Raw genomic sequence first — 16,845 nt, 5'->3', positions numbered from 1 at the left:
CGGATGAACATTAAGGCCGACTTCCCAACGCTGATCGAAGAGATTGACTACGGAACTCCGGAGTCGAAGGCGCAAAAACAGGTCACGCTGACCGTCGATGGCCGCAGCATCAGCGTGCCGGAAGGCACCTCGATCATGCGCGCGGCGATGGAAGGCGGGGTGGAGATCCCGAAGCTCTGCGCCACCGACATGCTGGACTCGTTCGGTTCCTGCCGCGTCTGCCTCGTCGAAATCGACGGGCGCGGCGGTACGCCGGCTTCCTGCACGACGCCTGTCGGCGAAGGCATGGTGGTGCGCACGCAGTCGGACAGGCTCGACGCGATCCGCCGGGGGGTCATGGAACTCTACGTCTCCGACCATCCCACCGGTTGGCACGAGAAGGCCGGAACTGGCGCCAGCGAGTTCGATGTGGTGGCGAAGTCCGTGGGCCTGACCGAAAATCGGTACGGCGTTGAGGGCCGCAACCACGTCAAGGAAGAAAATGGCGTCGCGCCGGGCCATGGCTCGCTCGCGGTCGACTACATCGCCCGCGATGAGTCCAACCCCTATTTCACCTATGATCCGGCGCAGTGCATCGTCTGCTCGCGCTGCGTGCGCGCCTGCGAGGAGGTGCAAGGCACTTTCGCGCTGACCATCGAAGGCCGCGGCTTCGAATCGCGCATGGTCGCCGGCATGCACGAGGACTTCATTGCCTCCGAATGCGTGTCCTGCGGTGCTTGCGTGCAGGCCTGTCCGACCGATGCTCTGCGCGAGAAGACAGTCCTCGAAAAGGGCATGCCCGAGCGCTCCGCCGTGACCACCTGCGCCTATTGCGGCGTCGGCTGCTCGTTCAAGGCCGAAGTGAAGGGCGATGAGGTCATCCGCATGATGCCCTACAAGGAAGGCATGGCCAACCACGGCCATTCCTGCGTGAAGGGCCGCTTCGCTTACGGTTATGCCACCCACAAGGACCGCATCCTGTCGCCGATGATCCGCGAAAAGGTCAGCGACCCGTGGCGCGAAGTGAGCTGGGAGGAGGCGATCGCCCATACGGCCAAGGAATTCCGCCGCATCCAGTACCAGTACGGACGCACCGCGATCGGCGGCATCACCTCCTCGCGCTGCACGAATGAGGAGACCTACCTCGTCCAGAAGCTGGTTCGGCAGGGCTTCCGCAACAACAATGTCGACACCTGCGCGCGCGTCTGCCATTCGCCGACCGGCTATGGGCTTGGCCAGACCTACGGCACCTCGGCCGGCACGCAGGATTTCGATTCCGTCGAATTCACCGACGTCGCCGTCATCATCGGCGCCAATCCGGCTACCGCGCACCCGGTGTTCGCCTCGCGGCTGAAGAAGCGGCTGCGCCAGGGCGCCAAGCTGATCGTGCTCGATCCGCGCCGCACCGAGATGGTCAAGTCGGCCCACGTCGAAGCCGACTACCATTTGCCGCTGAAGCCCGGCACCAATGTCGCCGTGCTGACCTCGCTGGCGCATGTCATCGTCACCGAGGGCCTTTTCGACGAAGCGTTCATCCGCGAGCGCTGCGACTGGGCGGAGTTCCAGGACTGGGCGTCCTTCGTCGCCCTGCCGGAAAACAGCCCCGAAATCGTCGGCAAGCTGTCCGGCGTCGATCCGGAGTTGATCCGCGGTGCCGCCCGTCTCTACGCCAAGGGCGGCAATGGCGCGATCTATTACGGCCTCGGCGTCACCGAGCACAGCCAGGGCTCGACCACGGTGATGGCGATCGCCAACCTCGCAATGGCCACCGGCAATATCGGCCGACCTGGCGTCGGCGTGAATCCGCTGCGCGGCCAGAACAATGTGCAGGGCTCTTGCGACATGGGCTCGTTCCCGCATGAGCTGCCGGGCTACCGGCACATTTCGGGTGACGCGGTGCGCGACATCTATGAAAGCCTGTGGGGCGTGAAGCTCGACGACGAACCCGGCCTGCGCATTCCCAACATGCTGGATGCCGCCGTCGACGGCTCGTTCAAGGGCATCTACATCCAGGGCGAGGACATCCTGCAGTCCGATCCCGACACCAAGCATGTCGCCGCCGGCTTGGCCGCGATGGAATGCGTGGTGGTGCACGACCTCTTCCTCAACGAGACGGCGAATTACGCGCATGTCTTCCTGCCCGGCTCGACCTTCCTCGAGAAGGACGGCACCTTCACCAATGCCGAGCGCCGCATCAATATGGTGCGCAAGGTTCTGGAACCGAAGGCGCGCTACGCCGATTGGGAGGCGACGCAGGAACTCGCCCGTGCGATCGGTCTCGACTGGAACTATACCCATCCGTCCGAAATCATGGACGAGATCGCCAAGACGACGCCAAGCTTCGCCAATGTCTCCTTCGATCTGCTCGACCGGGTCGGCTCCGTGCAATGGCCCTGCAACGACAGGGCGCCGCTTGGCACGCCGATCATGCATGTTGACGGCTTCGTGCGCGGCAAGGGCAAGTTCATCCGCACCGAATACGTGGCGACGGACGAAAGAACCGGACCGCGCTTCCCGCTGCTGCTGACCACCGGCCGTATCCTGTCGCAGTACAATGTCGGCGCGCAGACGCGGCGCACCGAAAACGTCATGTGGCACTCCGAGGACCGACTGGAACTCCATCCGCACGACGCAGAAAATCGTGGCCTGCGCGATGGCGACTGGGTCCGGCTGACCAGCCGTTCGGGCGAGACAACGCTTCGCGCGCTGATCACCGACAGGGTATCGCCGGGCGTGGTCTACACCACCTTCCACCATCCCGACACGCAGGCCAACGTCATCACCACCGACTTCTCCGACTGGGCGACCAATTGCCCGGAATACAAGGTGACCGCGGTGCAGGTCGGCGCTTCCAACGGCCCGTCGGAATGGCAGCGCGACTATGACGAGCAGGCCAAGCAGAGCCGTCGCATCGCTCCGCTGCAGGCGGCGGAGTAGTCTTGGCCGCGCGCCGCAAAGCGACGACGCAAATATCGCGACTGGCGCACCGCGCCAGCGGCACGGCTGCGTCCAACCGCATGGTGCCGGAGGAGACGCCGGTGGCGTTCTCGTTCGCCGGCACCACGCATGCGGTGATGATGGCGAGCCCCGCCGATTTCGAGGATTTCGCGCTCGGCTTCTCGCTCACCGAAGGCATCATCGCCGCGCCTGATGAGATCGAAGCGATCGAGGTCGAGGATCATGGCGCCGGCATCGACATCCAGATCCGGTTGAAGGACCAGGCCAATACGCGCTTCGAGGCGCGGCGGCGGCGGCTTGCCGGACCGGTCGGCTGCGGGCTGTGCGGCATCGAATCGATCGAGGAGGCGATGCGCTCGGTCGATGTGGTCGGTGCGTCGAAGCTTACGCTCAATGCCGACGACATCACCCGTTCGGTCAAGCTGCTGTCGAAAGTGCAGCCGCTGCATACAGAGACTGGCGCCGTGCATGCCGCCGGCCTCTACGTGCCCGGCAAGGGCGTCGTCATGGCGCGCGAGGATGTCGGCCGCCACAATGCGCTGGACAAGCTGGCGGGAGCGCTGGCCAAGGCCAATATCGATGGCGCATCGGGCGCCGTCGTGGTGACCAGCCGTGTTTCGGTCGAGATGGTGCAGAAGACGGCGGCGATCGGTTCAGCCTTCATCATTGCCGTCTCGGCGCCAACGGCACTTGCCATCCGCACCGCAGAAGAAGCCGGCATGACGCTGGTGGCGCTGGTGCGCGGCGACGATTTCGATGTTTTTACCCACCCCGACCGGGTGATTTCGGGAGTTGCCCAGCATGTCGCATGACGAAGACCACATCACGAGCACGGGGGAAAAGCTGGTGCGCATGGCCAACCAGATCGCCGCCTTTTTCCACTCCAGGCCACGCGAGGAAGGCGTTGCCGGCGTCGCCGAGCATATCAACAAGTTCTGGGAGCCGAGAATGCGGCGCCAGTTCTTCGAGATGTTGGACAGCGGCGGCGAAGATTTCGACGAACTGGTCGTAGTGGCAGCGGCAAGGATCAAGCGGCCGATCACGCCAGCCGAGGCTGATTTGAAACTTGGAATCAAGGTCCCTCCGGGCGACCTTGCAGGCGCTCAAAAATAGCCGTAGGCCGCGCCTGCCTATATTTCTCCCTGCTAAAGTTTAAGCTGCCGCTATCGGCGCGGCTCTGCTATGGTTCACGACCAGAAATCGTCAGGCCGGGCGCAAGAAACTCGTGAGGCCGATCGAGACCCGATATGCCCTCAGTGGCGAGGTGCGGATCGCCTATCAGGTGGTCGGCCAGGGCTCGTTCGATCTCGTCTTCGTGCCGGGCTTCATTTCCAATCTCGACCTGCATTGGGAAGACGAGGGCTATACCAGGCTCTTGAGGCGGCTTTCGGCATTCTCGCGGCTGATCCTGTTCGACAAGCGCGGCACGGGTCTTTCCGACCGTGTCGATGCGCACAACCTGCCCAGCCTCGAAACGAGGATGGACGATGTGCGCGCGGTGATGGACGCCGCCGGCAGCGGCCGTGCCGCCCTGCTTGGCGCTTCCGAAGGCGCGCCGATGGCAATGCTGTTCGCCGCTACCTATCCGGAGCGGACGCGAGCGCTGACGCTCTATGGCGGCTATGCGCATTTCCACAAATGGGTGATGTCGCCGGAACGCCTCGACGCCTTCATCGCCACGGCCGAGACGGCCTGGGGTACGGGCGCTACCTTGCCCAATTTCGCGCCGGGCCGGGTCGACGACGCGCATTTCACCCAGTGGTGGGCGCGTTTCGAGCGGCTGTCGGCGAGCCCGACGGCAGCAGCGGCGCTGGCGCGGATGAACGCGGGAATCGATGTGCGCGGCGTGCTGGCGGCGATCAGCGCACCGACGCTGATCATCCATCGCCGCAACGACGGGCGGGTCGATCCTGACGCCAGCCGCTTCCTGGCCAAAACAATCCCTAATGCGCGGCTGGTCGAGATTCCGGGGCGCGATCATCCGATCTGGACGGGCGATGTCGACCGGGTCGCCGACCTCATCGAGGAGTTCCTGACCGGCGAGCGCGCCGTCTCGGAAGCGGACCGCGTGCTGGCGGCACTTCTAGTGACGCGCATATACGATACGACGCGGATGGGCGACCGTATGTGGAGCGAACGCAGCGAGCGGTTCCAAGAAACCTGGCGGTTGCTGGTCGGGCGCCATGGCGGCCGCGCGCTGGGTACGCAGGGGGAAATGATGATTTCGCGCTTCGATGGGCCGGCGCGCGCCATACGCTGTGCGGCGGCGCTGCGCGAGGCGGCGCAAGGGATCGGCGTGGCCAGCGCGCAGGGCGCGCATGTCGGCGAGATCGAACTTCGCGGGCCGCCCGTGGGGTTGACGGCGCGGGTGACAATGCAACTCGCCGCGCATGCCAGCCGAGGCGATATTCTCGCGTCGCGGCTGGTCGCGGATCTGGCAACCGGCTCGGGGCTGCATTTCGAAGACGCCAGCCGGGTGACGCTGGACGATCTGGACGAGCCGATGGCGCTGGTGCGGGCAATGTCGGAACAACATCTGGAGCCCGACTGCCGCGCCAGGACCAAAACGACCGAACCAGCCGTGCTGACGGCAAGGGAAAGCGAGGTGGTGAGCCTGATTGCCGACGGCAAGAGCAATGCCGCGATTGCCGTCGAACTCAGGCTGAGCGAGCACACGGTCAAGCGCCACGTCGCCAACATACTGCTCAAGCTCGACCTGCCGTCGCGAGCGGCCGCGGCGGCATTTTCCGCCAGGCAGACTGGCCCGGACGGGCCATGAGAGCCATGGCGCTTTCGGGCGAAGCAGGCGCACCGCTATAGGCGCTATCAATTCCCCCATGCAGGCCAAGGCGGATATCGCCGGAAAGGCGCTGCGAACGGAGGATGAAATGACCAAGTCAAAACTGAATGTCAGATCATTTGTGATCGCGGCGGGCATTGGCGCGCTGTTCACGATCACTCCGGCGAGAGCCGAGGATGCATCGGCGGCAACCTACAAGGACATCGAGGCGACGCTCGGCTCGGTGCCGGATATGTTCAAGACACTGCCTGACGTCGCCATCGCCGGGGCCTGGGCCGAGATCAAGGGCGTCCAGCTCAACCCCAAGACGGCGCTCGACGGCAAGACCAAGGAGCTGATGGGGCTGGCGGTCGCGTCGCAGATCCCGTGCCAGTATTGCATCTATTTCCACACCGAGGCCGCCAAGCTCAACGGCGCCAGCGACGAGGAAATCAAGGAGACGATCGCGATGGCGGCGATCGTGCGCCACTGGTCGACGATCCTCAACGGCAGCCAGGTCGATCTCGCGACCTTCAAGAAGCAGACCGACAACGTCTTCGCTGCCGTCAAGGCAAAGTCACAGTGAAAATCCCTGCCTGGCGGCGAGCGCCGGGTGGTGCCTACCGAATATCAACCGCCTGATCGTGAAGACGGGCACATGGAGGATAAAATGCTGACCAAGACCCAAGCCGTGGATGGCCCGGCGATCAAGAAGGCGATCGAGGGCCGCGACGGCAAGATGCTGTCGAGCTTCTATGCCGATGACGCGCTGGTGCGGGTGATCGACCGCAACAACCCGCCGAGCAAGCCGCGCGAAGTCCGCGGCCGCGCGGCGATCGCCACCTTCTGGGACGACATCTGCAGCCGGGCGATGACCCACAAGGTCGACACCACGATCGCCGACGGCGACAGCCTGGCCTTCACCCAGGCCTGCTCCTATCCGGATGGCACGAAAGTGTTTGCCGCGGCGATGCTGGAGCTGAAGAACGGCCGGATCGCACGGCAGACGGTCGTGCAGGCCTGGGACGAGTAGATCAACCGCAGAGCCTGGTCATCCCGATTGAAGCGGGACGGGCCCTGTTTCCGTGCTGGGGCATGATCTTTCCGAAAGTCGGTTTCCAGTTTCGCTAAACGCGGACCTTCGGTTCGGGATCATGCTGTGGCCGCAACCCTGGAGGAGAAGAAGATGTTCAGCGCCAGATGGCAGATCGACGCAAAGTTCGGGCATAAACAGACCGTGCTTGACCTGTTGAAGAAATGGGAGCGCGAGATCGGCTCGCAGGTCGGCCTAACCGACCTCAAGTTCCAGATCATGACCGGATCGATCGGTGCCCGTGAAGCGACGGTCGAGTCGCACCACCAGGTTGAAAGCCTGGCTCAGTTGGAGGCGATGTTCGCCAAGATCGGCAAGATCGACGCGCACGCCAAATGGGGCAAGGAGATGGAGCCCTATGTCGTGTCGGGCACCAGCCTGTGGAACATCTATCGCATTGTGGAGTAGCGGCTGGAGTTCTTCTCCCGTTCACGGGAGAAGATGCCGGCAGGCAGATGAGGAGCAGCGTCGGCATCGCAGAAGCTTGCACTGCCCCTCATCCGGCGACCGGCCCTTCGCTACGGCTGCGGGCGTGCGTCGCTTCAATCGACAAATCGTTGTCGATTGATCGCCCGCGGCGACCGCTTCTCACCCATGCGCAACCATCACATGGCGCACGGCGGTATAGTCCTCCAGCGCATAGAGCGACATGTCCTTGCCGTAGCCGGATTGCTTCAGGCCGCCATGCGGCATCTCGTTGGTCAGCATGAAGTGGGTGTTGATCCAGGTGCAGCCATATTGCAGCCGCGCGGCGGTGGCCATGGCGCGTGAAACATCCTTGGTCCACACGGATGACGCCAGGCCGTAATCGCTGTCGTTGGCCCAGTTCACGGCCTCGTCCACTTCCGTGAAACGGGTTATCGAAACGACGGGGCCGAACACTTCGCGGCGCACGATCTCGTCCTCCTGCAGCGCGCCGGCGACGACGGTCGGCTGGTAGTAGAAGCCGGTGCCCTCGCCCGGCTTGCCGCCGGTGGTGATCTCGATGTGCTTCAGCTCCGAAGCACGTTCCACGAAGCTTGAGACGCGGTCGCGCTGGCGCCGCGAGATCAGCGGCCCGATCTCGTTCTCGGTATCGTCTGATAGATTGTATTTGATTGTCGAGACAGCGGCGGAGAGGTCGGCGACCAACTTGTCGTAGATTTTCTTACCGGCGTAGATGCGGCAGGCCGCGGTGCAGTCCTGGCCGGCATTGTAGTAGCCGAAGGCGCGCAGTCCGTTGACGACGGCGCCGAGGTCGGCATCGTCGAAGACGATGACCGGCGCCTTGCCGCCGAGTTCCAGATGCGTGCGCTTGACCGATTTTGCGGCGGCCTGCAGCACCTTCTTGCCAGTGGCGACGTCGCCAGTGATCGAGATCATGTTGACCTTGGGGTGATTGATCAGCGTGTTGCCGACGCTGTCCCCCCGGCCAAGCACGACGTTGACGACGCCCTGGGGCAGGACATCGGCCAGGATCGTCGCCAGCTTCAGCGCCGTCAGCGGCGTCTGCTCCGACGGCTTGAAAACCACCGTGTTGCCGCCGGCAATCGCCGGCGCCAGCTTCCACGCCATCATCATCAGCGGATAGTTCCAGGGCGCGATCGAGGCGACGATGCCGATCGGATCGCGGCGGACCATCGAGGTGTGGCCGGGCAGATATTCGCCCGCGACCACACCCGGCATCGAACGCACCGCACCGGCAAAGAAGCGGTAGCAGTCGACGATGGCCGGGATTTCGTCATTGAGCACGGCATTGATCGGCTTGCCGCAATTCAACGCCTCCAGCGTCGCGAACTCCTGCGCTTCGGTCTCGATGCGGTCGGCGATCTTCAGGAGGTAGCCGGAGCGCTGTGCCGGCGTGGTGCGCGACCACAAGGCGAACGCCTTTTCGGCGGCGCTCACTGCCGCCTCGATCTGTGCCTGACTGGCCTCGGGCAGGTTGAGGATGGTCGCCCCGGTCTTCGGATTGAGGATCGGCTCCTCGGTTTCGGTGCCCTTCTCGAATTGCGAGCCGATCAGCATCTGGGTGTCCATTGGTGTCTCCTTGGGCAGAAGCGAATGGGGTAATTAGTCATTAGCGAGTAGTGAGTAGTGAGTAGTGAGTAGTGAGTAGTGAGTAGTGAGTGGATTTCGGCCGCTATTTAATTACTCACTACTTTCATTTGCCCGAACCGGCGATCTGGTCGCCGTCGCGGGTCAGGTAATAGGCAAACAGGATCGGCAGCAGCGTCACCAGGACGACGACCATGGCCACGACATTGGTGACCGGGCGCTGGCGCGGGCGGATCAGTTCCTCCAGCATCCAGATCGGCACGGTCTGCTGCTGGCCGGCGGTGAAGGTGGTGACGATGACCTCATCGAACGAGAGGGCGAAGGCCAGCATGCCGCCGGCGAGCAGTGCGGTGGCGATGTTGGGCAGCACGACATGGCGGAAGGTCTGGAAGCCATCGGCGCCGAGATCCATCGAGGCCTCGATAATCGAACCGGAGGTGCGGCGGAAACGAGCGACCGCGTTGTTGTAGACGACGACCACGCAGAAAGTGGCGTGGCCGAGCACGATCGTCCAGAACGAGAACGGAATCTCGGCCAGTGAAAAGGCCGAGCGCAGCGCGATGCCGGTTATGATACCGGGCAGCGCGATGGGCAGGATGACCAGCAGCGAGATGGTCTCGCGGCCGAAGAATTTCGTCTGTGACACCGCGCCGGCACAGAGCGTGCCGAGCACCAGCGCGATCGCGGTCGACATGGCGGCGACGCGCACCGACAGCGACAACGCTTCCCAGACATCGGGCCGGTTCCAGGTGACGGCGAACCATTGCGTGGTCACCCCCGGCGGTGGCCAGACGAAACTCTTCTCCTCCGTGGTGAAGGCGTAGACGAAGATCAGCAGGATCGGCAGATGCAGGAAGAGCAGGCCGCTGGCGGCGGCGATCTTCAGGCCGAGGGGAGCGGATTGACCACGGTCAGAGCGCATCGAAGGCCCCCATGCGCTTGGCGCCCCAGAGATAGAAGCCCATGATGACGATGGGGACCACGGTGAAGGCGGCGGCGAGCGGTATGTTGCCGGCGGTGCCTTGCTGCGAATAGACGGCCTGGCCGATGAAGAGGCGCGAAGTGCCGATGATCTGCGGGATGATGTAGTCGCCCAATGTCAGCGAAAAGGTGAAGATCGAACCGGCGACGATGCCGGGCAGCGCCAGCGGGAATAAGACGTTGCGGAATGTCTGCCTCGGCGAAGCACCAAGATCGGACGAGGCCTCGACCAAATTGCCAGGCACGCGCTCGAGGGCTGCCTGAACGGGAAGGATCATGAACGGCAGCCAGACATAGACGAAGACGATGAAGGTGCCGGTGAACGACACCGACAGCGAATTGCCGCCGACGACCGGCAGCGATAGCCATGCCTCGAGCAGCCACAACAAATGCAGCTTGGCGAGCAGCCAGGTTAAAATGCCTTCCTTGGCCAGGATCAGCTTCCAGGCATAGATCTTGACCAGGTAGCTCGACCACAGCGGCAGCATGACGCCGAGATAGAACAGCGCCTTCCAGCGGCCGCGCGCATAACGCGCCGCGTAGTAGGCAATCGGAAAGGCGACGATGGCCGAAGCCAGCGTGACCAAGGCCGCCATTGTCACCGTGCGCAGAATGATATCGAGGTTGGCGGCCTGCAACAGGTCGCCATAGGTCTTCAGCGTGAACTGGCGGTTGATGAGGCCGGAGAACTCGTCGATGGAGAAAAAACTCTGCGCCAAAAGCGCGAACAACGAGCCGATATAGACGATGCCGAGCCACAGCACCGGCGGCAGCAGCATCAGCAGGAGCAGGACTTTTGGCCGGCGCCAGAAGAGGTCGGAAAGCGCACCGCGCATGCCGCCGCTGCCGGATAGAATGGCGGGGCCGGGTTTGACGTTGAGGGCGGTGATCGTCATGGCTTTTTCGAAGGGCCGAGATCTGTCGCGCAAACCATCATCATACCGGCTTGTCCATCAGGTGCAGATGCTCGCGGTTGAAGGTGAGCACCACCGCCTCGCCCTCCCCAGGCAAAGCAGTGCCGGCCGGCACCACGGCGTGCAGTTTCAACCCGTCGGCATCCAGCGCCAGCCTTGTCGTAGCGCCCAGATAGTTGGTCGAGACGAGGCGTGCGGCGACGCCTTCGCTGCTCGCCGCGCGGCCGACACGAATGGATTCAGGGCGCAGGCTCCCCCAGCGGCGCTGGCCGCCATAACGCTGGACGAAATCCGGCGGCAGCACGTTGGAGGAACCGACGAAATCGGCGACGAAACGCGTGCTCGGCCGCTGATAAATATCCTCGGGCGTGCCGATCTGCATGACCCTGCCATCGTTGAAGACGGCGACGCGATCGGCCATGGACAGCGCCTCGCCCTGGTCGTGAGTGACGAAGACGAAGGTGATGCCGAGCGCCTTCTGCAGTGACTTCAGCTCTTCCTGCATGTTTTCGCGCAGCTTGAGGTCGAGCGCGCCGAGCGGCTCGTCGAGCAGCAGCACCTTGGGCTGGTTGACCAGGGCACGGGCGAGCGCGACACGCTGGCGCTGGCCCCCGGAAAGCTGGCCGGGCCGGCGCGCGCCATAGCCGGGCAATCGCACCAGCGACAGCGCTTCTTCCGCCGCCTTGTGCCGCTCGGCCTTGCCGATGCGCTTGACCATCAGCCCGTAGGCGACGTTGTCGAGCACATTGAGATGCGGGAACAGCGCGTAGTCCTGGAACACGGTGTTGACGTTGCGGCGGTAAGGCGGCACGCCCTCGGCCCGCTCGCCGAAGATCGAGATCGAACCCGCCGTCGGCTGCTCGAAGCCGGCGATGAGACGCAGGCACGTGGTCTTGCCCGAACCGGACGGCCCGAGCATGGCGAAGAATTCGCCTGGCGCGATGTCGAGATCGACAGCGTCGACAGCGCGAACGCTGCCGAAATGACGCGAGGCTTTTTGAAAGGAAACGGCTGATGTCATGGGGTGTCCTGCAATGTGCCAGGCTCTTCAATTGAGGCGTCTGTGCTGCCCCTCATCCGCCTGCCGGCACCTTCTCCCCGTATAGTGACGGGGAGAAGGAAGCTGGTCGCGATGTTGGCGCTTATTCTGCAACGGGAGAAATGTCCGGAAGGACAATGAGGGGCATCGCCAAGTTCTCGGTAAAACGCAATTACCGCCCGCCGATGACGCCGATATAGTCCGACACCCAGCGGTAGTAAGGCACGCACTGGTCGTTCTGGGTGGCGCATTTGGAAACCGGCGTCTTCCAGAACTTGATCTTGTCGAAATTGTCGTAGCCGTTGGTCTTGCAGCCTTCCTCGCCGAGCAGCTCGTTGCCCTTGCAGGCGGCCGGCACGACCGGCAGCGAGCCGAACCAGGCGGAGACGTCGCCCTGCACCTTCGGCGCCAGCGAATGCTCGAGCCACATATAGGCGCAGTTCGGGTGAGCGGCGTCGGCTTCCATCATGGTGGTGTCGGCCCAGCCGGTGACGCCTTCTTCCGGCACGGTCGAGGCAACCGGCTTCTTGGCGGCGACCAGCGTGTTGACCTGGTATGGCCACGAGCCGGATGCGACGACGCCTTCGTTCTGGAAATCGTCGACCTGAATGGCCGCGTCGTGCCAGTAGCGGCCAACCAGCGTGCGCTGGACGCGCAGCAATTCGAGCGCCGCCTTGTACTGGTCCTCGTTCAATTCGTAGGGATCCTTGATGCCGAGTTCCGGCTTGTGGAACATCAAATAATTGGCGGCGTCCGCGATATGGATCGGTCCGTCATAGGCCTGGACGCGGCCTTTGTTGGACTTGCCATCCGGCAGCTTCATCTCCTCGAAGACGACGTTCCAGCTCTTCGGTGCTTCCTTGAAGACCTCGGTGTTGTACATCAGGATGTTGGGACCCCACTGATAGGGAACGCCGTAATGCACCTTGTCGACGGTGAACCAGGGCGCGTCCTTCAGCCGGTCGTCGACCGTCTTCCAACTCGGGATGAGATCGGTGTTGATCGGCTGCACGCGCTTGCCGGCGACCAGCCGCAGCGAGGCATCGCCCGAAGCCGTGACGAGGTCGAAGCCGCCCTCGTTCATCAGCGAGACCATTTCATCCGAGGTGTTGGCGGTCTTGATGTTGACCTTGCAACCGCTCTCCTTCTCGAAGGCGCTCACCCAGTCGTAGCCCTTGTCGGTCTCGCCGCGCTCGATGTAGCCCGGCCAGGCGACGATGTTGACCTGACCCTCGCCCTTCCCGAGTTCCTTGACCTGGGCGATCGCCTGACCGGAGAAGGTCAGCGCGACCGTCAAGGCAGTGCACGACTTCAGGAATGAATGCATATCGATCTCCCATTTTGGCGCGTGATCCTGAAACCGCTCCGGTTGTCGCCAGATCACGCGCGGACTGAAAAACTTGTCAGCTCATCCGTTGGACTTGACGCCACTCTGATGGCAGCTTTGGTCCCTCCAACGGAAGGTGCTTTGAAAATTCCGGTTTCGCAAATTCATTTGTCAGAAGGCCGATATCGGTTTTTCCGATATACTCCCTCAGGCCAGCGCCGTCACCAGCCAGCAGGCGGCCTGACCGTCCTTTAGAAAGGGGCAAGGCCGCAGGCAACACCGTAATGATTTTTTCGCCCGTCGCCTGGTCGGCCTCGCGGAGCGCGGCGGCGACCGGCCCTAGCCGGGTGGCCTATGACATCAGATCCCCTTCGGCGATCTTCCATGGTAAGTTCGCCTGTCTGACTTCGATTGAGGACCAGCCGCTCGCTTCAAGTATCCGCTTAACCTTGACGCCGTCAGGCTTGCCGGCGCCGGCCACTTCGAGGGTTAGGGCCTTTCAAAGTGGAGCCGGTTCCCGCCACAAAGCGCAAGCGCAAGACTGGCGGCGTCGCCGGGAGCAGACCACTTCTAGCGGCGCACCGTTCGCTGCGACTGGGCAAGGCCCACAAAGTCCCGCGCCGCGGCGGCCAGGCCAGATCCCCGCCGCCAGACCATGCCAACCTGCACCACCGGCAAGGAACCGGAAATGTCGCGCGATTCGATGCGGTCTCCCTCCAGCGACCAGGGTCGGTAGACGAGGTCAGGCAGCAGTGCAACGCCGGCACCGGTGGCGACGAGGCTGCGCACGGCTTCCACGGAACGGGTGCGGAAGGCGACATGCGGCCTGGCGCCGATCGCTGTCAGCAGTTTGCCGGTGTTTTCCTCGATCTCGTCAACGGTCAGCATGATCAGCGGTTCGGAGGCGATATCGCCGATGCCGATAATGTCGGCGCCAGCCAGGGGATGGCCGAGCGGCAGCCACAGCCGGTAAGCCGAGACTTCGAGGATTTCCGATTGCAGTGCAGTGCGGTCGCGCAAATTGGAGGTGACCATGACGGCAATGTCCAGCTTGCCGCCGATCAGGAGATGTTCGAGGTAGTCGCCATTGTCCTCGATGGCCGAGACCTCGACACCTGGATAGGCGCGGCGGTAGCGTGAGAGCAGGTCCGACAGCACATAGCCGGCAACCAGCGAGGTGACGCCGAGTTGCAGCCGCCCGCCGGCCACAGCCTGTTCGCCGGAAAAAGAGCGGCGGGCGTCGGACACGTCGGCGAGAATCTTTGTCGCGTGGCGCAGGAACTGGTGGCCCTTGTGGGTAATGTTGAGGCCGCGCGGATGGCGCTCGAACAGTTCGACGCCAAGATCGCTTTCAAGTTCCTTGATCGCCTCGGTGACCGACGATTGCGAGATGGAAAGGTTTTGCGCCGCGCGCGATACCGTGCCTTGCTCGGCGACGGCGATGAAGAACTGCAACTGCCGGATGGTGAAGGCCATTGCTGGACTAAACACCGCCGCAACCGCGAAGAAAAGCCGATGGCGAAGCTTATCCCATGGCTGGATGCCTGACCGAGGCTCAGCCCAGCATCGGCCGGATGCGCCGCCAGCATGCCGGGCCATAGCGCAAGACAAGCATGAATGCCGTTTCCAGCGCCAGGACAATAGCGATGATACGAAAGCCGACTGCGAGCGGGCTTTGGCCACTGCCATGCAGCGCATAGCCTGTAAGCAGAAAGCCGGCATTCCAGAGCGTGGCTCCGGTTAGCGTCGCGACCACAAAGGGTAAGGCTGGCAGGCTGAGCGCGCCGGCCGCGATCGGCAAATAGTTGCGCACCGTCGGAATGAACTGCGCCAGCAGGGAAACCCGGACATGGTTGCGGCGATAGGCCTGACCAAGCTGGCGGTAGGTCTTGGGGCGCAAGAAGACATATCCGCCGAACCGCTCGACCAGCCTGTCGGCGCGATCGATTCCGATCCGGCGGCCTACAGTGTACCAGACGAGACAGCCTGTCATTGAGGCCAGCGTGGTCACGCCAAGCAGGATTGCCAGCGTAGCATCGTCAGGCGCCGCCGTCATGCCGAGGAACAGCAGCAGCACATGCGAGGGCGGGATCGGCAGGATCTTCTCGGTAAAGGCGAGGCAGAAGACGCCGAACAGGCCGAAGCCGAGAATGGTTGCCAATGGTCCCGTCATGCGATGCGCCAGTCGTAGGTTCCTGACGTCTTGAGCCTGGCGATGCGATAGACCGTCGCCGGCGGGAAGTTGCGAAAGGTATGGCCAACCCGCGTAACCCCGAGATCGAGCCTGTCGAGCAGCGACTGGTCGAATGGGCACCGCAATCCGAGCGTGAACTGGTAGAGCGCTGCGCCTGGGCGAAGGTTCGCGAAAACAGCTTCGAGAATGGCAAACGTCCTGCGCGGCGAAATCAGGCGAAAGGGCAAGCCGCTGACGGCTGCGCCAATCGCAGGCCGGCGGAAGAGCGAAAGATGGCGCAGACCGACGGCGTCCATTTCAAAAATCCGGGCAGCTGGAAAACGACGCCTGAGCAGTGCGGCAAAATCCGAATCGGAGTCGATCAGCGTCAAATCTTCCTCCTTCACCCCGCGCGACAACAGCGCCCTCGTGAACGGCCCGGTTCCTGGGCCGAGTTCCAGCACGGGCCCAGTCTCGGGTCCAATGTCGCGGGTCATCAATGCCGCCAGGCTGGAGCTGGACGGCGTGACGGAGCCGACCCTGAACGGCGCGACGGTCCATGCCCATGAGAAAAGACAGAGCATCATTTGCGGGCATGGTAACCTCAATCCCGGACAACATCACGCCAACCGGTTGGTGTGGCCACGTGATTTCGTTTCAGCGCCATTGGTTTCGAACGTCAGGCCCGACCTGTTGCATATTCGGGCCTGACGCCTTCACGCCGGCGCGAGCGATTCGTGCCGACCCGGCGTTGTTTGCCGCGACTGGGTTGCATAGACATTGCGCAATCTCGCTGACGCTAAGAAAGTGCCTGTCGACCGCGGTCCTTCGGCTTTGCCATGTTTACGCAATGTTGGCGCGGTAGCGCCCGACGCAGTGTTTCGAGGGATTGTCGATGCGTATCTTGCTGGTCGAAGACGAACCCGAGATGGTCTCGGCCCTGCGTGCCGCGCTGAAGCGCCACGATATGGTGGTCGATCACGCCGGCACATTGCTGGAGGCGGAGGGGTTCGTTGCCGTCGATAGCTATGACGCCATCCTGCTCGACCGCCAGTTGCCGGATGGCGACGGGCTGTCGCTGGTGCCGAGACTGCGTTCGGCCAGGAACACCACGCCCGTGCTGGTGCTGACGGCGAGAGGCGACACGTCGGACAAGGTCGATGGGCTGGACATGGGCGCGGACGACTATCTGGCAAAGCCATTCGCGTTCGAGGAACTGCTTGCCCGGTTGCGCGCGCTGCTCAGGCGCCCGGCGCCGCTGCAGTCGCAGTTTATCCGCGCCGGCGATCTGGTGCTCGACGTCGGACATCGCGAAGCCTCTATCCGCGCCGAACCGCTCAGCCTGCCGCGCCGCGAACTCCTTGTGCTGGAGGCTCTGATGCGCCGCACCGGCCGCATGGTGCAGCGCGAGGCGCTCATGGAGGCGGTGTTCGGCCTCGACGACGAGATCCAGTCCAACGCACTCGACACGCACGTCTCGCGCCTGCGCCGCAAGCTCGCCGATGCTGGGGTGACGATCAACGGCATTCGCGGCATCGGCTATCTCCTGCGCGAGACGACATGAGCGC

General features: G+C 63.4%; 17 protein-coding genes. 9 read left to right on the top strand and 8 right to left on the bottom strand.

Annotated elements, in window-relative coordinates:
* The first annotated feature begins 3 nt into the window (after positions 1–3).
* The 7 genes from fdhF (at position 4) to ACVWWD_RS11230 (ending at position 7,217) form a co-directional block, all read left to right on the top strand.
* The gene (gene fdhF / locus ACVWWD_RS11260; protein ID WP_352550244.1) at positions 4–2,916 is read left to right on the top strand and encodes a formate dehydrogenase subunit alpha; all 2,913 of its coding nucleotides are present in this window, start codon (positions 4–6) and stop codon (positions 2,914–2,916) included.
* A 2-nt stretch (positions 2,917–2,918) separates the two neighbouring features.
* Positions 2,919–3,749, top strand: coding sequence for a formate dehydrogenase accessory sulfurtransferase FdhD (fdhD, locus tag ACVWWD_RS11255; RefSeq protein WP_023792647.1), 831 nt, complete (start codon positions 2,919–2,921; stop codon positions 3,747–3,749).
* Entirely contained in the window at positions 3,739–4,050 is a 312-nt protein-coding gene (locus ACVWWD_RS11250; RefSeq protein ID WP_023772573.1) for a formate dehydrogenase subunit delta, read from the top strand. The genes fdhD and ACVWWD_RS11250 overlap by 11 nt, the downstream gene beginning before the upstream one ends.
* A gap of 112 nt (positions 4,051–4,162) precedes the next feature.
* A complete protein-coding gene (locus ACVWWD_RS11245; protein ID WP_023772572.1) occupies positions 4,163–5,716 on the top strand; it encodes an alpha/beta fold hydrolase in 1,554 nt (517 codons plus the stop codon).
* Positions 5,717–5,825: 109 nt separating this feature from the next.
* A complete protein-coding gene (locus tag ACVWWD_RS11240) occupies positions 5,826–6,302 on the top strand; it encodes a carboxymuconolactone decarboxylase family protein (protein WP_023772571.1) in 477 nt (158 codons plus the stop codon).
* Between the two features lie 84 nt (positions 6,303–6,386).
* Positions 6,387–6,749 carry a nuclear transport factor 2 family protein gene (locus ACVWWD_RS11235; RefSeq protein ID WP_352550242.1) on the top strand — a complete coding sequence of 121 codons (363 nt, stop codon included), beginning with the start codon at positions 6,387–6,389 and terminating at the stop codon, positions 6,747–6,749.
* Positions 6,750–6,902: 153 nt separating this feature from the next.
* Positions 6,903–7,217 (top strand): hypothetical protein, encoded by a 315-nt coding sequence (locus tag ACVWWD_RS11230; RefSeq protein WP_023772569.1) that lies wholly within the window; start codon positions 6,903–6,905, stop codon positions 7,215–7,217.
* 180 nt (positions 7,218–7,397) lie between these two features.
* Here the strand turns inward: ACVWWD_RS11230 and ACVWWD_RS11225 are convergent, their stop codons facing one another.
* The 8 genes from ACVWWD_RS11225 to ACVWWD_RS11190 all read right to left on the bottom strand — a co-directional run bounded on the left by ACVWWD_RS11225 (position 7,398) and on the right by ACVWWD_RS11190 (position 15,774).
* The gene (locus tag ACVWWD_RS11225) at positions 7,398–8,825 is read right to left on the bottom strand and encodes a gamma-aminobutyraldehyde dehydrogenase (protein ID WP_023792655.1); all 1,428 of its coding nucleotides are present in this window, start codon (positions 8,823–8,825) and stop codon (positions 7,398–7,400) included.
* Positions 8,826–8,949: 124 nt separating this feature from the next.
* The gene (locus ACVWWD_RS11220) at positions 8,950–9,765 is read right to left on the bottom strand and encodes an ABC transporter permease (protein WP_352550241.1); all 816 of its coding nucleotides are present in this window, start codon (positions 9,763–9,765) and stop codon (positions 8,950–8,952) included.
* The gene (locus ACVWWD_RS11215) at positions 9,755–10,720 is read right to left on the bottom strand and encodes an ABC transporter permease (RefSeq protein WP_023783355.1); all 966 of its coding nucleotides are present in this window, start codon (positions 10,718–10,720) and stop codon (positions 9,755–9,757) included. Before ACVWWD_RS11215 ends, ACVWWD_RS11220 begins: the two co-directional genes overlap by 11 nt.
* 40 nt (positions 10,721–10,760) lie before the next feature.
* Positions 10,761–11,759 carry an ABC transporter ATP-binding protein gene (locus ACVWWD_RS11210; protein ID WP_457103068.1) on the bottom strand — a complete coding sequence of 333 codons (999 nt, stop codon included), beginning with the start codon at positions 11,757–11,759 and terminating at the stop codon, positions 10,761–10,763.
* A 190-nt stretch (positions 11,760–11,949) separates the two neighbouring features.
* The gene (locus ACVWWD_RS11205; protein ID WP_023772564.1) at positions 11,950–13,104 is read right to left on the bottom strand and encodes an ABC transporter substrate-binding protein; all 1,155 of its coding nucleotides are present in this window, start codon (positions 13,102–13,104) and stop codon (positions 11,950–11,952) included.
* 570 nt (positions 13,105–13,674) lie between these two features.
* A complete protein-coding gene (locus ACVWWD_RS11200) occupies positions 13,675–14,580 on the bottom strand; it encodes a LysR substrate-binding domain-containing protein (protein WP_015314134.1) in 906 nt (301 codons plus the stop codon).
* 79 nt (positions 14,581–14,659) lie between these two features.
* Complete coding sequence (locus ACVWWD_RS11195) at positions 14,660–15,277, bottom strand: DedA family protein (protein WP_023772562.1); 618 nt, start codon at positions 15,275–15,277, stop codon at positions 14,660–14,662.
* Positions 15,274–15,774, bottom strand: coding sequence for a class I SAM-dependent methyltransferase (locus ACVWWD_RS11190; protein ID WP_457103067.1), 501 nt, complete (start codon positions 15,772–15,774; stop codon positions 15,274–15,276). The genes ACVWWD_RS11195 and ACVWWD_RS11190 overlap by 4 nt, the downstream gene beginning before the upstream one ends.
* Here ACVWWD_RS11190 and ACVWWD_RS11185 point away from each other — a divergent pair.
* Both ACVWWD_RS11185 and ACVWWD_RS11180 read left to right on the top strand, forming a co-directional pair.
* On the top strand, positions 15,761–15,988 hold the full coding sequence (locus ACVWWD_RS11185; protein ID WP_457103066.1) for a hypothetical protein: 228 nt from the start codon (positions 15,761–15,763) through the stop codon (positions 15,986–15,988). The two genes, ACVWWD_RS11190 and ACVWWD_RS11185, sit on opposite strands and share 14 nt — an antisense overlap.
* Before the next feature lie 184 nt (positions 15,989–16,172).
* A complete protein-coding gene (locus ACVWWD_RS11180; protein ID WP_352550238.1) occupies positions 16,173–16,841 on the top strand; it encodes a response regulator transcription factor in 669 nt (222 codons plus the stop codon).
* Positions 16,842–16,845: the final 4 nt, after the last annotated feature.

The sequence above is a fragment of the Mesorhizobium sp. URHB0026 genome (assembly GCF_054059755.1).
The sequence above is the reverse complement of the archived record's forward strand: the minus strand, read 5'-3'. Positions and strand labels throughout refer to the sequence as shown.